Raw genomic sequence first — 22,878 nt, 5'->3', positions numbered from 1 at the left:
CCCTCAGCGGTCGTGAAATCGTGGTTGGCCTGTTTCTCCTCGTATACCCGCTAATAGGCCTTTCGCGGCCGCCTGGAAGTTTCTGGGCGAGCGTGCGAACAAATACATCATCGCTTGGATGCATCCAAACAGACCCGCCAGCAACACGTATCGGGGCCAGTGCATCCGAACGAACGTTAGATTATTGCGGCTTTCGAGGTAAACTGAAAGGTAGGATCTTTCTGCTCGACGGCGGGCTGATCCGATGGTCGTCCCCCCTTTGTGCGGTACGATCGAATCAGGTGCATAACCAAGGCCGTGCTTCTTTGCTCGCTCTGACCAATCGGCGTCCTCGTAGAAGAGGAAGAACCGTTCATCCATGGGGCCGATGTCCTCAAGGCAACGCCTCGTGACGTACATCGATCCACCGGAGATGCAATCGAGATCAGCCTCTATCGACTTGAGGTCCACAGGGGCGTAGACGGGCTCGCCATGGCCAATCAACGCAAGATCAGCGCGAAGCCTCCGCCATCGATGACCGGCGCGGCAATACACAGTCGCGCAGTGAACATCAGGCACGATCGTGCTGCCCACCATCCCCTTGTTGCCAGCCGAAGAGCGCTCAACCAGAGCCTTCAAAGCGTTCGGTTCGGGCTCTGAGTCCGGGTTGAGCACCCATACCCCGTCCCATTCCGGGTTTGGCAACACGCGATGAATCCAGACGTTAGTGCCTCCGGCGTAACCCAAATTTTGCGTTGCGCAGCCAACCCACACTCGTGTGTTGCGTCCCTTTAGTGCAAACCGGGCGATTTCGATCTGTCCCGAAGAAACGGCCGCCGGCGCCTCGGGGGGGGCATCCGAGCCTCTAGCGCATGGCCCTGCCGGCCCGATTAGTGTTTCGCACAGCAGAGCAAATGCCCCGTCTCCGCCGTTCTCGCAAATGAAAACGTCAAAGCGCGGTTCAACCGCTGAACGCGATAGTGCGGCGAGGCAAGCCCGTACGTCTTCAGGATTGCGGAAGCCGACGATGATGATCCCGATGCGGCATCGATCCAGGGCCATTTACTCCCACTCAAAAATTTAAACCAGAATTAACTGATGCAGTATGGCCGAATCCAAGGGGTGCAAAAAGAGCGTCTTTGCGTCTAGCTTCAGCCCCACCACACCGCCCACCGTCATCGGCCAGACAAAATGGCCACGGTCTGGCGAAGTCGCCGTCGAGAGTCTGAAACGCGGCGACATGGTGCTCTGCAGCGACGGGCAGATCATGCCTATCAGCTGGATTGGACGGCAGACTGTGTCCACAGTATTCGGCGACAAGGAACGCGCTCTTCCGATCCGCGTCAAGGCCGGCGCTCTCGGTCCAAATATGCCGTGGCGTGACCTGCTCGTCTCACCAGATCACGCGTTACTTGTTGACGATGTTCTTATCCAAGCAGGCGCACTTGTGAATGGCCGCGTAAGCTGCTGCTCTCAGTGATATCCCGCAATCCAATTCATGTAAGCGCTGTCCTCAGGCCACCCGCTTTGAAGTCCGGACGGCAATAGGACCACGCAAGCAGCTGATCGATGTCGCTATTTGGATGGCCGTTGACGATCCTGGTGCGGGGGGCGGTCAGGTAGGCAGGCGGATCGACCTCATCCAGCTTACAGGTTTCGCCCAGAGAGGCGATGGTGGCCCGGTGTTCAGCGCCACGGAACCAGATCTAGGTAGCCGGCGGGCGTCAGCGCCCGCGGATGGATAGGGAGCAGCGCTACAGCCACTCGTGTTCGGCAGGTTCCGAAAACCTAAACCGGCGGGCGTTTAGCGCCCACCCGGGCGCCCGGCTGCCGTTGAGGAGCCGCGCCGGGCGGTCTGGGGCGTGTGAAAAGTGCCGCCCGGCGGGGCGTCGTCGACCCGCCCGGAGCGGGACTTGCCTGGAAGTTATATGAGTCGTCGAACTGAAGCACCGCTGTTGTCGTTCCTGCGTCTTTGTCCCCAATGTCCCATCGATGGTTCCCGGTCGCACCTTTGGCTCGCTCCATGCGTTCTGAAGAATCAAACTCAGCTAAGACTCCTCTTCGTGGATCTCATGTTACGGTCTCGGCCGCGCTTGGTCGGCAGTCTTTTTCCGGGCCCACTCTTTCGCGCTGGTGCTCGGCTAAGGGCCAGGGACTGCGGCAACGTGTGTGTTGCCGTGTTGCTTCGCAGTCAGTCGCCTCAGATAAAAGCCCTTGCCTTTGATCGATAGTGCAATCTCGACACTAACTTTTTTGATGCGCTTGTGACCCAGCTGGTCCAAGAACGGCATCAGCCAGCGTTCGAGTTCGTCTTCCCATCCTGACATGGTCACCCAAGTATCTCATTGGCCGCAAACAAGCTCGCAGCCCCGTGATGGAGCGGCCCCGCCACCATCGCTGAAAATAAGCTTCATCGTCTCCCCCCACTCCCTAAAGCGCAGAGAATCTGATTCGTGCCGGACGGGGAAGACTCGGCAGATGATGGCCGCGGCGCCGATCCTGCCTGCGACTTCTCGTCATTCTAGGAGCCGATTTGATAACGTCCTGCGCATCTTGAACGACATCGGATCAGACGAGATGTCAGCTACCCCTTGCTTTTTCTGACGTAGAGGTCCTGCCAGATTCCTTTGCCGCGCTTACTCTCTGCAAGCCAGTTGCAGCTCTATGAGCGCTATCCTTTGCAAGGCGGCGGCTTCGCGTTCACCTCCACCTGCGGTACGCAGGATAGATTCTGCAAGAAGATTGACATGAAGCGATTGCACAGGCTCCGGCAAGGTCGCTACTGCCGCCTTCAGAGCGGAGGTCATCACCTCAATCACATCGGGCGAAAAGGCCGCATTGGCAAAGTTCTGCATAAAATTGCTCTGCTCGCTCCAACCCGCTCTCTACAACGCCGGGAAAACCTGGCAGTTCCCTATGGGGCGTCACGCGAGTTGAAAGCACGGCATCGAGTATGTCCTCGCTTACGACATCGCAGAGCGGTGCCAGTCGAAGGTATGTGTTAGACACCAACGCGCCTTAACGCTCGGCGTAACGATGTTATCTTGACTTCACGGGAACTTTGCAGTGTCACCAATCAAGTTTCTTGCTCTCCCACTTATCCTTCTGACTGTTCAAGAAGCATCCGCCGGCGATTGGGAGGTGTTTGGTCTTAAGGCACGCATGTCGGTAATGGATGCTGTTCCTATCATGGCCGGCGCTTGTGCCAGCAATATCGAAACACTCCAACCTCTGGCTCCTGTCGAAAATCTGGACAGGCGCATTTGTACGCGAGCAGACGGCTCATCGCTCGAAGTTTGGTTCAGATGCGGAAAGTTATTCGCAGCGTTCGTTCGTAAGAAGATCGAGGGCGGCAATGCCGCTACTGGAACCGTCTTGCAGGACTGCGGTAGGGAAACCAACATCGAAACTTTGGGTGAGCGTCGGATTAGTCTGAGCTGCGATGGAAATGGCTCGGTGACGATCGAATTTCCTCAGGTCGGGGAACGATTATCGCTGACTCGGAACTATTACGCTTTGTCGGGTCCTACTTGCCCTTGATGCAAGACATGCTATCCCACACCGCGCGCGGGTGGCGCACACGGGGCAATCGCTTGGTAGCAACTGTCCAGCAAGAGGGGCACGCTTAGATGACACAATACACTGAGTTTCCTGGTCCGCCGGGTTACAACGTCTTTCAACCGAACGGCATTAACGATTCAGGCGTGATCGTTGGCGTGGCCGGCAATCAAGGTCCCAGTCAGGGGTTTGTGTATCGCGATGGCATCTACACGCTGTTCAATGATCCATCGGCAGGAACTGGGGCTAATCAGTATACAGACCCGACAGCAATCAATGATCTCGGCGATATCACGGGGATCTATTTCGGCGGCGACGGTATTGGTCACGCATTTCTCTACAGCGGAAGCACGTTCGAAACACTGCCCAATCCTTCCGGTTACAGCGCCTTCCAACCGAATGGCATCAACAACGCAGGCGTCATTGTCGGCGTTGCAGGAAATCAAGCACCCAGCCAAGGTTTCATCTATAGCAACGGCGTATACACTGCGTTCAATGATCCTTCGGCGGGATCTGAACCCGGGCAATACACGCTACCTACCGCTGTCAACGACTCCGGCGATATCACGGGAATCTACACAGACGACAACGGCGTTGCTCACGCGTTCATCTACAATGGGGGTGTCTTCACCACACTTCCCAATCCTCCGGGATTCGATGTCTTTCAGCCCAAGGGCATCAGCGATTCTGGCTTGATTGTAGGGGTGGCGGGCAATCAAGGACCCAGCCAAGGGTTTATATATAGTGATGGTGTCTACACGCCGTACAACGATCCGGCATCCGGTAGCGGTCCCGGTCAGTACACACTTCCCACTTCGGTTAGTGGTCGAGGAGAAATCTTAGAGACCTACACCGACGGCAACGGCATTACTCACCAGTCCGTTGCAACGCTGGAGTCTGAAATTCCTTGTTTCTGGCACGGCACGCTGATTTTGACTTCCGAGGGTGAGGTGCCGATCCAAAACCTTAAGGTCGGCGATGTGGTAGTCACGGTCGATGGGCGCGAATGCACCGTCAGATGGCTTGGCCGACGCACAGTATCCAAGCTGTTCGCCGAACCACTGCGAGCATTTCCTGTTCGGATCAAGGCCGGCGCGATTTCCGACAATGTCCCTTCCCGTGACCTTTTACTTTCGCCCGATCATGCCATTTTTATCAATGATGTGCTGTTACAGGCGGGCGCTCTTGTGAATGAAACATCCGTTTTGCGCGAAACGGACGTGCCGCACACGTTCACCTACTATCATATTGAGCTTGACGATCATTCTTTGATCTATGCTGAGAATACGCCGGCTGAGACGTTCATCGATAATGTGGGACGTCTCAGTTTCGATAACTTGATCGAACATAAAAATCTGCACCAACGTGCTGAACCAATTCTCGAAATGAAATATCCGAGGGCGAAAGCTCACCGCCAGGTGCCGCGTTCAATCCGAGATCAGTTGACTGAGCGCACTGCTGACTTTTCGGAAGGGGATGCTTCTGCGGCTTAACGCTGCCCTGGGACGGCTGGGCAGGTTGATGTAGAAGTTGCATCATAGCGTCGATCGGGCGACCGACTGAAACAATCCCGTCTGCCCTATATAACGGACATTCAGCGGCACCGCGTCAACGGAAGTAATGGTCCGAAGCGGCTATTAGCGCTGTCGGCGACTTACTTCCCGACGTTTTCGAGCCTGTGAATGTCCAATGGTTGCTTAGCGTCTGACGGCATGCACCAAGCTACTATTTTCACAGCATTAACATTGCTGGCTTTGAAAGTGTCCCAAATGCCCACACCGGCACTTTCACACGCCAACTTGTTGTCAAACTCCATGCTCGACGTGCTTTGCAACAAGAACGTCTTTCCATCGGGTGACACGAAGAATGCGAGAAGCAAAATGAACTTCATAGCGGGACCTAACGATTGAATTGAAGATTTCGTATCGTCTGCTCATTTTGCTGCCGATCCAGTCTTTCCTTAGCCTCCGGCGATACCCCTTGCGGCGCTGCAGGCGCCCCGGACGGAGTACGTCGCACGCGAGCTGGTGGCCTTATGCGGGGCTGCCCGTCTTCTCGGAATCTAATGAAGTTCTTTTCGGGAGATGCTTCCGAGACCTTCTGCTTTGTGAACGCTGGGAACTGGACGATGTTCGGAGCTGGCTTCGGGTCCTGCGTGAAGGTTATAGACAGCGTTTCATCGACTTCGTACCAACCACCGGCGTTTACAAAGTTTGTGCCTAGCGGGAAGTTGTACGTGAAATTGCCCGAGCCATCCAGGCGGACGACGATCTGTGCTGCAAAGGTTGGTTTATCGAAACTAACCGCTCCGGCCAACTCCGGCTGGTTTGTAGAATCAATGAGACGCTGCAGCCACTCCTGAATTCCAAAATCTTGGGCAAGCGCATGCGGAGTGGTCCTGGCATTATCACAATCGTAGTGGATCTTCTCGTTCAGAAGATCTCTGCCAGCCACGTAGTACGTAACAGCGCCGTTCTTCCAGGTCTTGATATCGATGCCTGCGCCGGGACTTGCGCCAACAGCAAACGTGTTGAAGTGATTGACCGCCGTGCCAGGAAATTTGGTGGTGCCGGTGAGACCGATGCGAGCGTTTAAATCCGTATCGACTTTGGGAGTCAGCTGGATCGACATGCTCCAATGCTGCGGAAAATCGGGCGGAAGTCGTGTGCCAGGGGGGACACGTTCGAAGGAATGCAGAGCGTCTCTTAGCTCACACGTTGCATGCAGAGTGATTGCCTTGATCGGCAGCGTAAGGTCAGGCGCCATCGCCGGCGTCGCTACGCAGCCAAACCCAAAAAGGCAGCTACCTAGAACGAAAACAGGTTTACCCCGCACCGGTTTTGCTCCCAAGACCCGCTGCTACCTTAAGGAGAGCATGAAAGCAGGTAAAGCTCTTTGTATTCGGGCCGATGACCGATGCTCTCGCAATTCGGAGATCAGCCTGGCAGCATTTTGCTGAAGAGCGGTCGTCCGCTGCGGGTAGTTCAACGGCGACCACCGAGAGCGGGAAAGTCCGATTAGTCACCTGAGCTGACATTACCGTGCTTCCATCGCGCGATCTTTCACCACGAGAAAGTTCGGATATTTCAAGCTGATAGCCGGGCTTCGGGTATTCGCTCCGGTATCACCGTTGCCCAGAGTGCAAGTTTAGAGGACGGCCGCTCCATTGATCACAATAGGAGTCCATCATGGCACGCGCATCGATTAGTCTCGTTAATGTCACCAAGCCGACGGCCAATACTCCGGTCCTTTAGCGCCGCAACAAGTTTACGTCCAGCATCGATCAGCAGATTACCAAGATTGGGCTGTTCCGTGGAGGAAAGCTCCTCATTCGGTCGCATCTGCGCCCGATAGAATGTCGAACGACAACCAATCACAAGAATTAAATGTGATTCTTCGGAATCAATCTGCCCGAAATTCGACGTCTAACCCGCGCGGTAGATACAGCCTGCTGTCCGGGCTCCTACTGTCGATGCCAGCATCTGCTCTCATAGCCGATCTGATATTTCGCCATCAGAGCTACGGCTGGGTCAATGCGATTGATATGTTGATTGTCCCGCTCGCTATATTCTGCTGGATCTTCTCAACTATCAGAGCGATCCACCTGCTTGGGCGTAGCCCTGACCGCGCAGTCGCCCTTGGTGGTGGCCGACGACACAGGCAATGCAGTCTGGCGCAAGTGCTTCACCAGAATAATCGCCAGATGTTCCGTAGCAGGGAACAATAGGCGGGTCACGGCGGTTCTCGCTCAGGAGCCTTCCATGAGCTTGAGACGGTCGATCGAGCGACTCGGACCTTATCCCTCGCTGTTTCTGCTGGCGCTTCCGACGGCGACGGTCGAACCTCTGAAGCTTGTCGCGGTGGCCGTGGCGGGAAAGGGCCACTGGATCGCCGGCACGGCGATGATCGTCGTCTGCTATGCGCTCAGCCTTCTGCTGGTCGAGCGGCTTTTCCAAATCGTCAAGCCGAAGCTTTTGATGATGCCGTGGTTCGCGAAACTCTGGGGGGCCTTTATTTCTGTACGGACCCGCGTATGGATGGCCCTAAGAGGGTGCGTCGGACTTTCGCCATGACCACCGATGCTATGGAAAGCAGCCAGGCCTGTCGGTGGCGAAGACTTGCCCGACCGCTACCGTGCAAAGGCTGACCCACTTTGATGTCTGTTTCGTCAACCGGCCGGTCGATAGCATTTACTCGCCTAATGTTTGCTTCGTCTGTTCCTTTGAGGTTGCTGTGGACTGGTATTTGCCTCGGCATTCGACGAAGAGAGAGCATCTACCCGACCGCTGATCGAACCGAGCTGATCGGAGAGAAGTTTGCGTTCTCCTTGTTCTGCGGCAATCCGGCGTTGAAGCTGGCTCACTTGGTCGGCCAACGTCGTTTGACCGTTCTTAATGTCGTTCAAACTTTGTTGGAGGGCCGCTAGGGTGTGCTGCGTCTCGTCACCGTTCAGCACCTGATGGGGCGCATTCGCGGCTTCGAGCGCCTCAATCCTGTTGTTCATCCAAATAACGCTTGCGACGCCCGCGAACACCACGAGAGCAACGATCACCCACGGAAGTGCCGATTGACGCACGCGGGCCGGAGCTTGGGAGTCTTCCATTCTGACCTCGATTAGGAACGAGCGAACCTAACGCTTGGATCGAAGGTTTGTTGCCAGTCCCCTTTTGCTGCCAGCATAGGAATGTGCATCTGCAAGATCTGGCGGACTAGCGAGGCAGCACGGAGGGAGAGACCTCAATGACGCGCCCCTGAACTGAGGAAAACTTTCGGTTTTAAGGAACAACAGGGCCCATCCAGCATCGCCAAGCCGTTCCGAGCCGCCCCCTGGTCGGAGCAACAATGCGGCCCTCGCCTTCCCCCAGAGCGGGGGCCGTCCCACTGCAATTTAGGCAAGGCCGTCCCTAGAAAATAAGAGGGGACCGACCATCTCTTATGCCAGCTCACTAGCCACAATTCCACAAGAGCTGTTTTCGATTCGAGCATAACGATGCCAGGTTCAGCTCTCGATACTGATGAGACAATACTCGACTGCGCGAGGCAATACGCGTGCTTGGTCGCGGCATTCCCTTTCGCGCATCGCGAGTGCAAGCAAGGCTTCCTCGATCAGATGGATCACTTCCTCGCACGCGGCAGCGAATTTCATCGGGTGGTTAGAAGAAGAAGGCAGTGGCGACTCTCTGGTGACATTCTGAGTTCGGTCGTCGGTCGAGCCGAAATCAAGCGGACAATCAGCACGTCTGAGGCCGAAGCCATACGACACTATTACGCGACGCCATCCGTCTCTCATTTGGCTACGCTTTCGGGCGAAGAACTATCCGGATTAGCTGACCTCATGGAGGGATGGGCTCAGGATAAACGCCTCGATTGCCGCTCAACGATTGAGCTACTCGGTTGGTCCGATGGCATGCGGAGTTTGGTCGACGTGGTCGGCGACAACTACATGCCTCCGCCATTGCCCGCCGACACGAAGCCTTCGCTGTTCAAGTTTCTTGCGACCAAGATGCATAGACGATGAATCGAGCAGGGCTTCTGATCTCTGGCGAACTTCCTGCTCACGTTCCAAACCTGCTAGACCGAAGGTCTGGTTCAACTCAATCAGATTGAGTAGCGCATCTTCAATCGATCGGAGATGCGGGGAAGAAAAGCCAGGAAGCGAAGCCTCGCTTAAAGTAGCGGTCGGACGAAAGGCTCACCGCCGTCATTCAGTCCCCCTTCCCTCGGGAATCGGATCGAACGTTCCGCTACGCCTCGCTCGCGAGCGGGCTGGATATCGTCCGCAAGACCCTCAGCCAGCAGGAGATCGCAACAATCCAAACCACGCGCATCGAAGCTGATACCGGCCAGATCCACCTGACGACCATGCTCGCGCATTCCTCCGGCGAGTGGATATCGTTGGACTGTCCGCGCGAGCAAGGAGACCGACGCGCCCCATCGAATGGGCGCGGCGCTCACATATGCTCGTCGGTATGCCCTTTTTACCCTGGTCCGCATTGCCGGCGAGGACGATCTGGACGCGCCAGACCTGGTTGTCCCTTCTCCAACGGCACCTCTGCCACAAGCCGCTCAAGGACCAAAAGGTAAACCCTTAAAAAGTGTTCTGAACCGCGCGCCGACACTGGATTCGTGCCAATCAGCCGAAGTGCGGGAGCGCTTGCTAGGCGAACTTCAACCCCTAGCGCTGAGCGAGGACCTGCTTGCTTGGGCAAAGGTCAACTTACCGACCAAAAACACTCTTCAGGCAGCGGACGCAACTGCCGTCGAGACCGCCTATCGGTCGCGGCTTGAGGCGTCGGCCTCTCCCGAAGCAAACGCCAGCAATCAGGACTCGTCAGCAGCAGATCAACTTCGTCCGCTGGAGCCCATCGCAAGAGCGGACGTAGACAGCGAAGTAGTTGAAGTGGAGACCCGGCACCCCGCTCCCACCCTCGCCTTCCCGAAAGAGCCCCCGCGCAAGCGCAGCAAAGCACACCTCTTGTTTGTTCGAGAGCAACCCTGCTTGATCTGTAAGCAGTCGCCATCGGACCCCCACCACCTGAGGTTCGCCCAACCTCGAGCGCTTGGGCGAAAGGTAAGTGACGAATTTACCGTACCGCTCTGCCGGTCCCACCACCGCGAGCTGCACCGACATGGTAACGAGAGGACTTGGTGGACCAACGTGCAGATATCCCCGCTTCCTGTCGCGAGGAAGTTATGGGGATCTAGTCCTGTGCAGAGATTGCTCGGGTAAGGAGCATTTCGGTCAGGAGGAAACGGTACCACAGACAGCGACTTCATCGCTGTCACGATCAGTGCATCCTGTCATCGTTCGCGCCCTCGAGAGGGGAGCGGCGGCCATGAACCGCGGCGATACAGAATTGATCTGGCTTTCAACCGGCCCAGCTCTGCTGACACGAGCGTTCGCTTTGGAGTGGGCAGGGCAACGTCCAGGCGGGCTCCTCCGGCGAACCCAGGTACTTGATCTCAGCCACTTCAACGCGTGATCGGGATCCACTGCCCTGTCCAGTACAAATCGACAGACCGGCATTGGAGCCGTATCGCCTTCCGGCGCGACCGCCGACAAGGCAAGTCAAGCTTGCTTAGAGAAGAATCGCCTTTCCAGCGGTATCTATGCCGCGAGATCGATACACACGCGGTAATGCTCGGCGGATGAATGGACGCCCTAGCGGCCGTTGGAGGTCGCCGCAATCCGCTACTCCCACCAAGAATGCGTGAGCTTCGCTGACGCATTTCCGGAGCCAAGACCATTCCTGAAGTTCTAACTAGCGTTTGCCTCCTGATATCCGCAGAATACTCCAATTATTTAAAATCGATTTTAGGAGACATTGCGATGGGCAAGCCGTCGGTTTCTCGTAGTGCGTTTCGAAGCCTGTTCGCCGTGCGCGGCGCAGAAGCCATTCCCAGACGTCACCGCGCGGTGACTGAGAGCGACGAAGGAAATCTCAGCGCGGCGACAACCAAGACCGAGGTAGTCAAGGTCAATCCACTGGCACCAACCATCAATTGGTCTCCGGCAACACCGGCCGCGGGGCTCGAGGGGGCCGAGGCGGTTATGAGATTTGCTCTTATTGATGCGCTCCGAGGTATAGCAGCATTGAGCGTTTTGTTCTTTCATGCCTTTGCAGGAGGTCATACGCCGCTGCTGCATGACAGGCTGCCCAATTTAGTCCAGTGGCCCCTTAACCACGGCAATCTTGGCGTCTCAGTCTTCTTTGTCTTAAGTGGCTTTGTGATCTCGCACTCGCTGCTTTCTGTCGATTTGACGCGGGGGATGGCTGCCCGCTTCATGTTGAGGCGGTCCCTGCGTCTCGATCCCTCTTATTGGTTTGCTATCGCGGTTGGATGTGTCGCGGTTCTGATAAAGGGCGAACCACCGTTTACCGCGATGCAGATCGGTGCCCATCTTCTATACGCCCAAGATCTCTTGGATATGCCGGCCATCGCCACCGTGTTCTGGACGCTCTGCCTTGAGATGCAGTTTTATGTCGTTTTCGCGCTGCTCTTGCTTTGCAAATCGAGGAACACGCTGATTGCCGCCTTTGTCCTGAGCATCCCGCTCAGCCAGTTCGCGATCTGGAATGGGCTGTTCACCACGCAGTGGTACGGTTTCCTATTGGGAGTTGTCACTTATGTAAGCTGGAAGGACAGATCGCGATTCGGCTGGTTTCTCGCCTATGCGGGCTGTCTTGCTGTGCTCGCTTTTACTGGGCACGACCTATTTATGTCAGCATGCGTCGGGACAGCCTGCTTCATTCTTTTGTTAGGACATTGCGGAAAACTGGAAACATACGGCAACTGGGGAGCCCTGCAATTTCTCGGAATGATTTCTTATTCACTTTACTTGATCCATGATCGCGTAGTGGGAGCCACGTTCCGGATTGCGCCGAGGTTTCCAGGCAACGGCTTAGGTAAAGAAATTGCTTCCTATGGAGCCGCACTCATACTCTCCATTATGGTCGCCTTCGCCATGTGGTTTGCGATCGAGCGCCCTAGCATGAGGCTCGCTCGTATGCTTCCGTTGACGGCTCGTGGATCAACGATAATTGCAAATGCGTAATTCCCGTGTGCATTCGCGCGCTGTAGGACGAGGAATATGCTGGGATCGGCTTCAGCAGATGGCGAGGTTATCGATGCCGAAGCATGTTGAAGCCGATGCCTTGTTAGGCAGTCCCGACCCGTCGCGGCTGATCCATGCGCTGCGCCCGTTCTTCGCCATGCCCGATATTGAAGAGAATGCGCCTCGCAAGTCAACTACCGGCAAGAAGGAGATCCCGCTCTCGCCCATCGCGGTCTGGCCTACCCCGGACATCCATCCGCGGGTAGTCATGCGAAGGAGGCAGAAGGTTAGGCTGCTGATAGCTGCTGTCGCCGCTCGGCCGGAGGGCCGTTGTCAAACGCCCCACCGGCGTGCGATCACCTCAGGCGCGAGGATTGACGACCGTATAACCTCGTAGAGAACGCGCGTGGATTCTCGTGGCGCCTCCTCCCGAGTTGGCATCGTATGCCATCCATACGTCGCCGCTAACATGCTGCTCTAGGACAAACACGTGACCATGCCGCGCGGCAACCATTCCCGGAGCCGGCGTTACGCGAGGAAATCGTAGCCAATTGGACGCGAGATTTAAGTCCGGTACGATGCGACCAAACACCTTGATGGATGCACCGCATCCGCAGAAAGCGCGAGGGCAGCCTGCCGGCCGGCTTCCAACGACTTGTCCTCTGTCTACCGTGACTTCAGCATACGACATCTGAGCGCGCGCCACCCGAAGCGCCTGCGATCGTCGTGAATCGCTGAATAAATTTGGTTGCGAGAACGAAAAGTCGCAGGGCATCGTGACGTTGCACTCAGGCGCTTTATTAAAATGTAAACGGCGCGCTTCTGAAGCGGTGGCCCCTACAATGACCAACACAAACGCGACGAAAACTCTTCTTAACATATGCAGGACTCCTACGGGTTAGTCCTGCCCCGAAGCTAAAAATGGCTTCGACTTTGGCGAAAATTGGGCCTCTGACATCTAGCCTCGAGCTTAGATTTAAAACGAATTAAATCCTCATAATGGAGCCGTTGCGCGTCCTCTCCAGCGTGGGAAGCAATTTGCCCGCAGCGGGCCGCGCTGCTGCATCGGTGGTGCGACTGCGGAAAACGCTTCGTGCCTTGAAACAAAGAGTTTCCTTCGTTCGCGCGCGCAATTCGGGCCCAGGTGCTGTTGGAAAGTGTTGGGTCCAGCGGTGCGAACGCTGCGAATCGGCTGGATTAAAAAAGTGGGAGACTTAGTTTAATTTAGAAGATTTGAAAGCGCGGATAAGCTGCGATGCCCGCCGGTGGCAGGCGCCAATTGATCTCCTGCGCCACGACGAGAAGCTGGTACCGACCTAGTCACGGATCACGTCTGCGCTTTGGCCAGACCGCGAAGCGCCCGTTTCTGCGTCCGCTTCACCGCCGCCCCTGAGTGTGACGGTGATGCCGTAGTGAGGATCTTCGGATCCGGATGGGCCGGATCTTCCGGCGCATAGGTGAAATCGTACGATGAGATATCGGATTCGGCCGACCGTCGCTAGATGAAGCAGCCGACTAAACCATAACACCCAAACAAGGCTGTTGAGCCTGCGTCAGCACATCAGCGCACTTGCTTTCTTAGACTAACGCCGATTCCGTTCCCGGCTTCTTCAATAAATTCCACACCTGCAAGCTCGAGAGCCCGCCTTAAAGCAGCTTCGTTCGCTGCTGTTGTTTGAATCTCACCATCGTGTCCTTCCGCACGTCTTATCGTTGCGACGCCAACTTTCGCGGCCCCCGCCAAATCCACGGCGCTCCAGCGCAGAAGTGCTCGCGCAGCACGCAACTGAGCGCTTGTAATCTTTGAACTCATATGATATCTTTTATATCACTTGATTGATTTTGGAGGAGACCATGAGACTGCGCCTACAAATAAACGATTCATCGCATCGTCGCACATTCATAGGCGGCTCGGACGCTCGGATCATCATGGGCGAGGATGAGGACAAGCTCGTCAGGCTCTGGCGCGAAAAGCGTGGCGAGATCGAGCCACAAGACCTCAGCCAAGAGCTGATCGTCCAATTGGGGACCATCACCGAAGACCTCAATCGCGCCTGGTACGAGCGCAATTCCGGACACACCGTAGGGGCCGTCCAGCGCCACGTGCGGCATTCAATTCACAAGTGGATGGGAGCCACCTTAGACGGGCGCGTCGAGCAAACCGGTGCGGTATTTGAAGCCAAGTTCATGCTGCCGTGGAATTTTTCCGAGGAGGCAGCAGCCGAAAAGCATATGGCGCAGCTGCAGCACAACATGTGGGTCGTTGCGGCGCGATCGGCCGTGCTCTCGATTATCAACGGGGGAGGCAAGTGGGTTGAAATCACAGTCAGTGCCGATCCGCTCTACCAACACCTCCTGCTGACCGCGGAAAAGCGGTTCTGGCGCTGCGTCCAGACCGGCGAGCCCCCCGTCCTGTTCGGGATCGAGGCACCCCGGCCACGGCTGGAGGCAGTGAATGTCGTCGACATGTGCGGCTCCAACTCCTGGGCGGATCTTGCCGCAACCTACCTGCGAACCCGAAATGCCCATGGCGAGCATGAACTCGCGAAGGGAGAGCTCAAGAAGCTCGTCCCGGAGGACGCCAAGGAGGCGATCGGGCACGGCGTTAGGGCCAAACGGTCGAAGTCCGGCGCCATCAGCTTTGACGCCATGCAGACGGAGGTCGTCCATGCACCAGTCCAGTGAGCGCATCGGCACCATTGCGGCAGCCTTGGCTCGCGCCCAGGCCCAGCTTACCAATCCGGAAAAGAGCCTCACGGCCGTGATTCAGTCTCCCTTCCCACGGGAATCGGACCGGACGTTCCGCTACGCCTCGCTCGCGAGCGGATTGGATATCGTCCGCAAGACCCTCAGCCAGCAGGAGATTGCGACGATCCAGACCACGCGCATCGAAGCTGACACTGGGCAGATCCGCCTGACGACCATGCTCGCACATTCCTCCGGCGAATGGATTTCGTCGGACTGGCCAGTCTGCGCTGGCAAGGAGACCGAAGCGCCGCATCGAATGGGCGCGGCGCTCACATATGCCCGGCGCTACGCCCTTTTTACATTGGTCGGCATTGCAGGAGAAGACGATCTGGACGCGCCAGACCTGGTCGTTCCTGCTCCGACGGTCCCTCTACCACAAGCTCCTCATGGACCAAAAGGTAAACCCACAAATACTAAGTTGAACCGCATGCCGACGCTGGATTCGCGCCAATCCGCCGAGGTGCGCGACCGCTTGCTGAGTGAACTTCACAACCAGGCGCAGAGCGAAAATTTGCTTGCTTGGGCTAAGCTTAACCTACCAATAAAAAATACACTTCAGGCACCGGACGCCGCCGCGGTCGAGGCCGCCTATCAGTCTCGGCTTGAGGAAGTGGCCTCCCCCGAAGCAAGCGGCGATCAAGATTCGCCACCAGCTGATCGACTTCCTACTCTGCGGCCCATCACGAGAAATGGCCTAAGCAGCGAAGTAGCTGAAGGGGAGGTAACGCCCTCCCCACCGGCCCTCGCCTTCCCGAAAGAACTCCCGCGAAAGCGTAGCAAAGCGCACCTCATGTTTGTTCGGGAGCAGCCCTGTCTGGTCTGCAAGCAGTCGCCATCGGATCCGCATCACCTCAAATTTGCTCAACCAAAAACCCTTGGACGGAAGGTCGATGACGAGTTCACGGTACCGCTTTGCCGATCTCATCATCGCGAGCTGCACCGACATGGCAATGAAAAAACTTGGTGGACTAACGTGCAGATATCACCCCTTCCTGTCGCACGGAAGTTATGGGAATCTAGCCCTGTGCAGAGATTGCTCGGGTAAGGGGCATTTCGGTCAGGAGGACAAACGTTCGATTGACAGCGACTTCATCGCTGTGGCGCTTAGTGCATCCCGTCATCGTTCGCGCCATCTACATGGGCACGGCGGCCATGAACAGCGGCGATACCGATCTGGTTTGGCTTTCACCGGCTCAGGCCTCCTAACACGCGCATTCGCGCTGGAGTGGGCAAGTGGACGCCCCGGTGGCCTACTTCGGCGAGCGCCCGTCCTATCACGTGCTGCTTGAAATTGCGCGCCGGGTGGCAGTCGCCGAGAGGCTCCGCATTTGCGAAAGATGCGAACGCCAATGTCAGTCTTGCCCTACGACTTGCTGAGCATCGACGGTGATCCTCAATGACGAGGTAAGCGACGTTCTTCAGCGTCTTGGTGGTTGCTCAACAACGAGCGAACTGCGCAGGATGGGCTGCATTTGCAGCTGTTTAGCTTCATCGTGCCAAACGCAGCGGACGTGATCGCCAGCCATCGAGTCGACCGTCATGAGGGGACCACCCGACTTCAAGCGAACGACGGACCCGAGCTCGATCGTAGGTTCAGCCATTTACCTTATCCTTTCGTAGACATTTGTCTCTACTGACATTTGAGACATTAATCACCGGCGCACACCCCTTAAAGGTGGAGTTGACGCGAAGCAAGTTGAGATCGATCTGATCAGAGTGACGACGCGCCGAACATGGTCGCATTCTTGCCCGTATGCTCGCCGAAACGCCCGCCATCAAGGTCCGTTGAACTAAGATGCGGCGGGCCGCGGTCCAGTCGATTGCCGGAGCCAGGCTGCTCTCGGAGAATCTCAATCCGACGAAAGCCCTTTTCCTGTGCCTGGTTGTTGACTTCAAACCACACGCACGCAGCATAATCACCGCTAACATGTGAGACAGTCATCAGCGGTCCACCCCACTTGAGCCTGACCGTGTCGCCATCTTGGATTTTTTGTTTCATTTTAGATACCCTAATCGATGCTCTAAATCTTTCTAAGAGTTCAGATCATAGCCTTGGACATTCATCGAGAAGCAACACAACAAATTGCAACGAGCAAATTTTCGCCGATAGGGATTTGTCCTTTTCTGCTGTGCGAGCGAATACACCGGACACTGCCACCCATCAGCACTTTTTTTCCTCACTTTAAATCGTTAGACTTTGCAGGATGTTGTCCGGCACACACTCCTCGAGCCAGATTGCAATTTCTTGAATGTCCCCGTTCCACCAGCAACCGGTTCCGTCAGACCCGATCAACACTCGAAAAGGACCATCTGGCATTTCCAAGGATTCAGCATGCCCGAGAGCACCATCGAACGAGATGGCTTGGCTTCTTGGCGAAAATGCAGCGGCTAATTTTCCCTTAGAGTCTGGAGCCCATGCAGAGGAACCTGGCGGACTGATGGTTCTACTCACTTCCGAGATGACCTCCAAAGACGGCGTCCCAACGAGAGCATCTCTTCGCAGATCCAACGCACCGCCCCCACCGACCAACAGGTATAATAGCGGCTGAACCTCCCCATTCGTCGACGGTGTTCTCGGTCTGCCTTGCGCGTAGACAGAGAAACAACGACCGAACGAATCCAGCCCGGATAGTATGAGCTCGCAGATGGCGGGCACACGACTTGCACTTCGTCCATCCGTCCTTATTGCCGGGGTTGGAAAATCTCTCCTCTCAAGTTGTGGCCAGCCAAGACGCATAGAGAAGTCAAGGGCAGTACCCATCGGTAAAGGATTTGTCGATCGAATCATCGGTTGTATCCAGGCGGTTGCCGCTCCCGCTTTAAGCGTCGTGACACAAACCTTGCGACTCCAAACAAGCCTTTCCGAATAGACTGACGTTCCGTTGATACCAACAAAAGCCGATCGAACGCTGTCGTCATATTGCCAAATGTCCAGATTGAGTCCCGTTATGCTGGGATCGTCTTGAGTGACCTGGAAGTACATTGAATTCGTCCAAACTTCTCCATCAGTAGCTGCGATTGACTTGCGATCAACTGTCTCTGGAACGACTTGAAACGATCCAGCGCTTGTCGTAGTCCCCCGCCAATTTATCTCGATCCACTCGATACCATCAGTTGTTCCAAGCGTGATTGTACGCACCAACCCAAGTGGTGCGGACTGTATCGCCCAATTTTTCGGAAGCACTCCTGGGCAGCCTTCAACAGCTCCTTGCAAGGAGTTATTGCTCACCACGTTCGTCCCCGCTGCCCAAATTGAAATTCCCTGATCAGAAGAGATCGCCGAGCAAAACTCACCCTCTGACCAAACGTCTCGTGAATTGATCAATCTCCCTTCGGTATTTTGACCGAATTCAATCATAGAAGATGCATCGACAACCACCGGGCCTGCCTTCTTCCAACCTTGCCCGGTCGTAAAGTTAATATAAATATCTGGCGGAAGAGGGCGCATAACGCTAGGAAGGAGAGAAAGGTCGCTTTCCTCACGGCCCATTTTGGCATCATCGTCGCACTCCGATGGATCAACATCGATCGGCCCAAAGACCTTATACCCTGCCGCAGCGCCTCCCTCGAACGCTTCTACTGCCGCAGCAGCTTGATCAGCCGCTTTGTTCTTTGGAAGAGAAGACCCCTGTGCCTCATATTTTGAAATACCATGTTCAATTACCGAGAGTTCTTCGAGACATTGTCCGCGAAGACCAGCAAAAAATGGATCGCCTCCATCAGCCGAAGCAAGGATCTGTAAACGCTTCTCCTTCAGCGAAGACAAAGCCTTAATATCGCGTAGCCTCAAGTACGCCGAGACAATGGATTCAATAGCTCTCATCGACTGCTTCGGTGCCGTCGGCAAATCATTGAACGACGCACTCTCCCCCAAAAAAGTATAATAACCGGCCTCACGTCGTTTTCAATTGCTTTTGCTTCGCAGGCGCCCCAATCCCATAGTCTGACTTGTACTCGACTCATTGCAAACTGTCGTCGAGCAACTGCTTGATGGATTTCACGCTGCACCCAAATGATCCCCGATGATTTGCGTATCTCGAGAGAACGTGGACCCAGCTCCTGACTAAGGGCTAACGGAGGCTCCTCATACACGTCGAGCGCGGAGGTTTGCCGGGGGGCCGCCAAGCTGGTAAGATTAGCGGTGAAGGCTCTGGAGATGCTGAATGAACCAATGCGCTGTCGTAACAATGGTCTACAATGAACCAGCCTTCTTGCCCCATTGGATTCGGTATTATAGCAAGCAGTTTGGCGCAGATCATTGTTATATTGTTGACCATGGATCTGACGATGGAAGCACGCGGGACGTCGACGGTACTAATCTAGTGCGTATCCCCCGGTCTCCTATGCATGATAAGAAGCGTGCAAACTTCATTTCCCAGTTCTGCACCTCACTTTTGGAATGGTACGAGACGGTAATTTATACTGACGTAGATGAGTTTCTTATACCAGAGCCTGACAGATACAGCTCCCTTGCAGAATACTGCGCAAATAATCAAAGCGAGTCTGTCAATGCAATTGGCCTTAACATCATTCATGTCCCAGACCTAGAGCAAGATCTTGACACTACCCGTCCGATGATCGGTCAGCGGCAGTGGGTTAGATTTTCGTTTGCAATGTGCAAGCCTCTGCTAGTTCGGTCGCCCACCAAGTGGACGCCCGGCTTCCATTCATCAAATCACCCAATCCGATTTGATCAATTGTTCCTATTCCATGCGCGCAACTTCGACCTTCCTACTTCACTGAAGCGCTTGGAGAAGACGCGCGCGATGCCCTGGGGGGACGGACCGCCAGATCACTACCAGCGGTGGACGGCCGATCAGCATGAGCAAATCGTTCGAGCTCAAGCTGGATTGCCAAAGCTGCGAACGAGCCTACACGCAGACGCTCCCCACATTAAGAAGCACCTTGACTGGATTGAGAGCTTTGTGAAGCAGCACCCAGACCAGAAAGACCTCTTCTACTACAACAACGGAGTGCGCTGCGACGAGCTCCTCCTCATTCCGGACCGGTTTCACGGCTATGTTTGAGAATGGAGTCTATGTGGGATCAGATGGCTGGTTGTTTCTTGCCGACGGATCCAACGATGTGCGTAAACTCTACACTGAGCTCTCCTTTCTCTCTCAAGATACGATTCATGGTTGGCGCCAGCGGTTGATTGCACGTCAAGAGAGACTGCTTGAGCGACAAGTCAAATATCTTCACGTCTGGGTGCCTGAGAAGCTCTCTATTTACCGGGATCACATCGGCCCTGACTTTCCTCTGCTTCAGCATTCACCCGCAGATCGAATTTGGTGCAATGAACTTTCCGGCTTCGTGCTGAACTTGATCCCTGCCTTCGCTGAGGAAAAGCAGCGCCAACAGCTTTATTGGAAAACAGATACGCATTGGACATTCGCTGGCGCATACAGAGCTTATCTCGAGATCTGCAAAGCACTCGGTGCTTCCCCTGACTTAATGTTAAGAACAAGACCTATCCATCACATCGAGCTCACCCTTGATTTGGGATCAAAGCTGAACCCACCCGTCAAAGAGCTTTGGGGAAGCGCTCAGCTATTGAACAAATCCAGAATCGTATTCAAAAATGAGATGGTCCGGTTTCTCGAGTTGCTAAACGGCCGACTTCAAGCAAACATGCACACCGGAACCTCGATAGGTTATGACAATCCCGCGTCATTGGATAACCGAAGGGTTTTGCTGTTTGGCGACTCTTATTCAGAATATCGCCCGCACCTTTTGTCCGGATTGCTTGCTGAAACGTTTCGCGCCGTTCAGTTTGTTTGGTCAGCCTCCATTGACTATGAATTGGTCGACAGATTCAAAGCGGATATAGTGATTTCCGAAATGGCAGAGCGCTTCGTGACCAGAGCGCCAGCGGACGATATGGATCTTACAAAGCTGGTACACGATCGCATCGTTAGCTTTTTGAACAAAGAATGCGCGATGTCCAAAACGAAGTTCTCTTGGAATGTTGGTTGAAAGTTCGCGCGACCGCCCCCCCGGCAAACGCACGTCCGTAGCCAAACCCTAATTGGAGCACGCTGGTGCAAAACGCGACAACTACCGAACACCAACGAGTCGTGGAATTCGTTTATGATGACAAATTGGTGAGGTTCTTCATCGAAGAGCCCCGCGATGTCGTACAAAAGGCTCAACTGCACAAGTCTTTCTACGAACAAAATATCCTCGAACGCTTGAAGTACTCCATTCCCGAGGGCGCCATCATTGCTGACATTGGTGCGAACGTCGGCAATCACACTGTTTATTTTGGGCTATTTTGTAGACCCGCAAAGGTCTATGTCTTTGAGCCAAATACACACCTGCAATCGATATTGAAGAAGAATATCGAGCTGAACCATCTCACTTCGGTAGACCAATCATACCTAAGATTCGGAATAAGCGGATCCGACTTTGAGGCGAAGATTCGAGTTTCCTCTAGCGAAAATTGGGGAAACGGCCATTTGGTGAGCGTCAATAGCGCGGGGAGCGCAGAAGTCTTCTCCGAAAACGTCTCAGTGAGAGCCCTAGATTCATTCGAGATCAAGGAGCTCGATTTCATTAAAGCAGACGTGGAGGGTCATGAGCTCGCCTTACTCGAAGGCGCACAAGAAACTTTAAAAAGGTGTCAACCTGCTATCTTCATTGAAGTTGGACAAAAGCGCATCGAACAAGTGACGTTTTTACTCGAATCTCTCGGCTATCGCCTCATTGATTTTGTGACAATGTATCGAGGGCAAGGCAATTACCTATTTGTTCCCACGCGCTCGCCCAACTCTTCTTAGTTACAAGTGCGGGAAGACATCACCGCTGCCGTGGCGGCTAGGAGATTACCCTCCGGATCACCGAGAGTCGGCATCAAGGCTCCGCCCTCGTCACACTCATTCCATGAGTAGATGAGCAACACTCTGGAAGGGCAAGAGTCTAGATTGTTGTCGATGTACGAAACTGCCGATCGAAGGTGGGAGCTAAATTGTTCAGGAGTCGCAATCGAGTAATACCGGTCTGGATCGAAATTCTGCGGACGCCAATGCGAGCTTGCGTCTTGGCGAGGTCGCGTATCCCAACCGACGATCGCTATGGGCACTGTTTGCGCCCCGGTCTTCGACAGTTGACGCCAATACTTCTGAGCCTGCTTATCAAGGTCAACGTATGAACTCAGGTGCCCTGGAACAAATGACGGGATGTAGTTTGAAATTGCGTCTGCTCCTACCTCACTAACCAATGGCGCGCCGTTGACTCCATTCATAATCACAATGTAAGGGGCCCCTAATCCTCGGCCCGTCACAAGCTCTCTCAGATACGACAGTGCGGATCGGACATTAGCGAGATTGCCACCGAAATAGTTCTGGATGTCGCTCGGATACCAAAGAAGAAAAAGCAAAGGACGTTCTTTGACCCCGCTAACTTCAACCCTCTGATAATTCTTTTGCGCCATATAAGCCGCCCACTCTTGACATTTCTCTCTCCACCCAAGCTTGCCGCTGGATGATGATCCGAAGTGCTCTAATGTGGCAATGCCGCACCAGTTGACGCACGACTTGTATTTGCTCGCTTGGTAGAGATCCCACGCCGTTCGGAAACTGGTGTCCGACGCAAACCAGACAAAGGCCCAAAAGTTTAAGCCGCCTTTGGCCGCCGCTAAGATTTCGTTGTCCATAATTACCTGCGAACCGACACAACTTACATCGCTGAGACTCAATTCCTCGCAGTGCTTTGGTGCTCGTGCATGAAACTTGTTTGGCCCTAAGTTTTCTTGGGCAAGTATCGAATTGTCTTTTCGAGCGTACCAAGCGTCCCAACGAATTGCACCGGCGGCGCTAAGTGGAGACGCTGCTCTGCTGGAGGACGAGACTGTGGCTGCCACCGCCACGATCGACGATTGCAGAAACTCGCGCCGTGAAAATCGTGCCATGGCCCCTCCATCCGAGCGCGGCGCTTCAAATTGACGTCCGTCATCTCAGGGCAAGACAGTGACGAAACGAGCGCCTCTTCATAAGCTCGCGTGAGCTTCGAGACCACACGAACCCAATCCGTAAAAC

At 55.0% G+C, this 22,878-nt stretch carries 22 protein-coding genes and 1 pseudogene; 13 read left to right on the top strand and 10 right to left on the bottom strand.

The genetic code is table 11. The features are described 5' to 3' along the window. Positions 1-3 precede the first annotated feature (3 nt). Positions 4-1,041 (bottom strand): glycosyltransferase family 2 protein, encoded by a 1,038-nt coding sequence (locus BRA471DRAFT_RS09655; RefSeq protein ID WP_007606667.1) that lies wholly within the window; start codon positions 1,039-1,041, stop codon positions 4-6. 43 nt (positions 1,042-1,084) lie between these two features. Here BRA471DRAFT_RS09655 and BRA471DRAFT_RS09650 point away from each other — a divergent pair, with 43 nt between their 5' ends. Further along, positions 1,085-1,459 (top strand): Hint domain-containing protein, encoded by a 375-nt coding sequence (locus tag BRA471DRAFT_RS09650; protein ID WP_050992595.1) that lies wholly within the window; start codon positions 1,085-1,087, stop codon positions 1,457-1,459. A 16-nt stretch (positions 1,460-1,475) separates the two neighbouring features. Here BRA471DRAFT_RS09650 and BRA471DRAFT_RS36680 read toward each other — a convergent pair. Both BRA471DRAFT_RS36680 and BRA471DRAFT_RS09645 read right to left on the bottom strand, forming a co-directional pair. After that, a pseudogene (locus tag BRA471DRAFT_RS36680) lies at positions 1,476-1,673 on the bottom strand (transposase domain-containing protein); the annotation flags it as partial. A 942-nt stretch (positions 1,674-2,615) separates the two neighbouring features. Next, positions 2,616-2,834 (bottom strand): hypothetical protein, encoded by a 219-nt coding sequence (locus BRA471DRAFT_RS09645; RefSeq protein WP_007606664.1) that lies wholly within the window; start codon positions 2,832-2,834, stop codon positions 2,616-2,618. Between the two features lie 211 nt (positions 2,835-3,045). Here BRA471DRAFT_RS09645 and BRA471DRAFT_RS38215 point away from each other — a divergent pair, with 211 nt between their 5' ends. Both BRA471DRAFT_RS38215 and BRA471DRAFT_RS35745 read left to right on the top strand, forming a co-directional pair. Continuing rightward, entirely contained in the window at positions 3,046-3,519 is a 474-nt protein-coding gene (locus BRA471DRAFT_RS38215) for a hypothetical protein (RefSeq protein ID WP_157234046.1), read from the top strand. A gap of 89 nt (positions 3,520-3,608) precedes the next feature. Further along, entirely contained in the window at positions 3,609-5,030 is a 1,422-nt protein-coding gene (locus BRA471DRAFT_RS35745) for a Hint domain-containing protein (RefSeq protein WP_007606656.1), read from the top strand. Positions 5,031-5,436: 406 nt separating this feature from the next. Here the strand turns inward: BRA471DRAFT_RS35745 and BRA471DRAFT_RS09630 are convergent, their stop codons facing one another. Next, positions 5,437-6,168, bottom strand: coding sequence for a hypothetical protein (locus BRA471DRAFT_RS09630; RefSeq protein WP_007606652.1), 732 nt, complete (start codon positions 6,166-6,168; stop codon positions 5,437-5,439). Positions 6,169-7,298: 1,130 nt separating this feature from the next. Between BRA471DRAFT_RS09630 and BRA471DRAFT_RS09625 the strand changes: the two genes are divergently transcribed. Further along, entirely contained in the window at positions 7,299-7,610 is a 312-nt protein-coding gene (locus BRA471DRAFT_RS09625; RefSeq protein WP_050992697.1) for a hypothetical protein, read from the top strand. A 125-nt stretch (positions 7,611-7,735) separates the two neighbouring features. Here the strand turns inward: BRA471DRAFT_RS09625 and BRA471DRAFT_RS09620 are convergent, their stop codons facing one another. Next, a complete protein-coding gene (locus BRA471DRAFT_RS09620) occupies positions 7,736-8,140 on the bottom strand; it encodes a hypothetical protein (protein WP_007606650.1) in 405 nt (134 codons plus the stop codon). 387 nt (positions 8,141-8,527) lie between these two features. Here BRA471DRAFT_RS09620 and BRA471DRAFT_RS09615 point away from each other — a divergent pair, with 387 nt between their 5' ends. The 4 genes from BRA471DRAFT_RS09615 to BRA471DRAFT_RS38210 all read left to right on the top strand — a co-directional run bounded on the left by BRA471DRAFT_RS09615 (position 8,528) and on the right by BRA471DRAFT_RS38210 (position 12,491). Then, the gene (locus tag BRA471DRAFT_RS09615; protein ID WP_035973778.1) at positions 8,528-9,055 is read left to right on the top strand and encodes a hypothetical protein; all 528 of its coding nucleotides are present in this window, start codon (positions 8,528-8,530) and stop codon (positions 9,053-9,055) included. A 420-nt stretch (positions 9,056-9,475) separates the two neighbouring features. Further along, complete coding sequence (locus BRA471DRAFT_RS36670) at positions 9,476-10,267, top strand: DUF968 domain-containing protein (RefSeq protein ID WP_007606644.1); 792 nt, start codon at positions 9,476-9,478, stop codon at positions 10,265-10,267. A 600-nt stretch (positions 10,268-10,867) separates the two neighbouring features. Further along, positions 10,868-12,094, top strand: a complete 1,227-nt coding sequence (locus BRA471DRAFT_RS35740; RefSeq protein ID WP_007606642.1) for an acyltransferase — start codon at positions 10,868-10,870, stop codon at positions 12,092-12,094. Between the two features lie 73 nt (positions 12,095-12,167). Further along, positions 12,168-12,491, top strand: coding sequence for a hypothetical protein (locus BRA471DRAFT_RS38210; protein WP_157234045.1), 324 nt, complete (start codon positions 12,168-12,170; stop codon positions 12,489-12,491). Between the two features lie 1,164 nt (positions 12,492-13,655). Here BRA471DRAFT_RS38210 and BRA471DRAFT_RS36655 read toward each other — a convergent pair. Further along, a complete protein-coding gene (locus BRA471DRAFT_RS36655) occupies positions 13,656-13,907 on the bottom strand; it encodes a hypothetical protein (RefSeq protein ID WP_007606640.1) in 252 nt (83 codons plus the stop codon). A gap of 41 nt (positions 13,908-13,948) precedes the next feature. On the opposite strand from BRA471DRAFT_RS36655, the gene BRA471DRAFT_RS09595 reads away from it, so the two are divergent. Together BRA471DRAFT_RS09595 and BRA471DRAFT_RS09590 are read left to right on the top strand one after the other, a co-directional pair. Then, complete coding sequence (locus tag BRA471DRAFT_RS09595) at positions 13,949-14,779, top strand: YqaJ viral recombinase family protein (RefSeq protein WP_007606638.1); 831 nt, start codon at positions 13,949-13,951, stop codon at positions 14,777-14,779. Next, on the top strand, positions 14,763-15,887 hold the full coding sequence (locus BRA471DRAFT_RS09590) for an ERF family protein (RefSeq protein WP_007606636.1): 1,125 nt from the start codon (positions 14,763-14,765) through the stop codon (positions 15,885-15,887). The genes BRA471DRAFT_RS09595 and BRA471DRAFT_RS09590 overlap by 17 nt, the downstream gene beginning before the upstream one ends. Positions 15,888-16,260: 373 nt before the next feature. Here BRA471DRAFT_RS09590 and BRA471DRAFT_RS40295 read toward each other — a convergent pair whose 3' ends face one another. The 3 genes from BRA471DRAFT_RS40295 to BRA471DRAFT_RS38205 all read right to left on the bottom strand — a co-directional run bounded on the left by BRA471DRAFT_RS40295 (position 16,261) and on the right by BRA471DRAFT_RS38205 (position 18,665). Continuing rightward, positions 16,261-16,443, bottom strand: a complete 183-nt coding sequence (locus BRA471DRAFT_RS40295; protein WP_035973773.1) for a DUF2158 domain-containing protein — start codon at positions 16,441-16,443, stop codon at positions 16,261-16,263. A 110-nt stretch (positions 16,444-16,553) separates the two neighbouring features. After that, positions 16,554-16,841, bottom strand: coding sequence for a DUF2158 domain-containing protein (locus tag BRA471DRAFT_RS35735; protein WP_007606635.1), 288 nt, complete (start codon positions 16,839-16,841; stop codon positions 16,554-16,556). Positions 16,842-17,024: 183 nt separating this feature from the next. Next, complete coding sequence (locus tag BRA471DRAFT_RS38205) at positions 17,025-18,665, bottom strand: hypothetical protein (RefSeq protein ID WP_007606634.1); 1,641 nt, start codon at positions 18,663-18,665, stop codon at positions 17,025-17,027. A gap of 340 nt (positions 18,666-19,005) precedes the next feature. Here BRA471DRAFT_RS38205 and BRA471DRAFT_RS40290 point away from each other — a divergent pair, with 340 nt between their 5' ends. The 3 genes from BRA471DRAFT_RS40290 to BRA471DRAFT_RS09560 all read left to right on the top strand — a co-directional run bounded on the left by BRA471DRAFT_RS40290 (position 19,006) and on the right by BRA471DRAFT_RS09560 (position 21,621). Further along, positions 19,006-19,869, top strand: coding sequence for a glycosyltransferase family 2 protein (locus tag BRA471DRAFT_RS40290; protein ID WP_007606633.1), 864 nt, complete (start codon positions 19,006-19,008; stop codon positions 19,867-19,869). Positions 19,870-19,882: 13 nt separating this feature from the next. Further along, on the top strand, positions 19,883-20,818 hold the full coding sequence (locus BRA471DRAFT_RS09565) for a hypothetical protein (RefSeq protein WP_157234044.1): 936 nt from the start codon (positions 19,883-19,885) through the stop codon (positions 20,816-20,818). Between the two features lie 65 nt (positions 20,819-20,883). Next, positions 20,884-21,621 (top strand): FkbM family methyltransferase, encoded by a 738-nt coding sequence (locus BRA471DRAFT_RS09560; RefSeq protein ID WP_007606631.1) that lies wholly within the window; start codon positions 20,884-20,886, stop codon positions 21,619-21,621. Here BRA471DRAFT_RS09560 and BRA471DRAFT_RS09555 read toward each other — a convergent pair. Next, positions 21,618-22,751: a glycoside hydrolase family 99-like domain-containing protein gene (locus tag BRA471DRAFT_RS09555; RefSeq protein ID WP_007606629.1), complete on the bottom strand. Its 1,134-nt coding sequence runs from the start codon at positions 22,749-22,751 to the stop codon at positions 21,618-21,620. The genes BRA471DRAFT_RS09560 and BRA471DRAFT_RS09555 overlap by 4 nt on opposite strands. Positions 22,752-22,878: the final 127 nt, after the last annotated feature.

Source organism: Bradyrhizobium sp. WSM471, from assembly GCF_000244915.1.
Lineage (GTDB): Bacteria > Pseudomonadota > Alphaproteobacteria > Rhizobiales > Xanthobacteraceae > Bradyrhizobium.
Note: the sequence above shows the minus strand (reverse complement) of the source record. Positions and strands in the feature narration are given on the sequence as shown.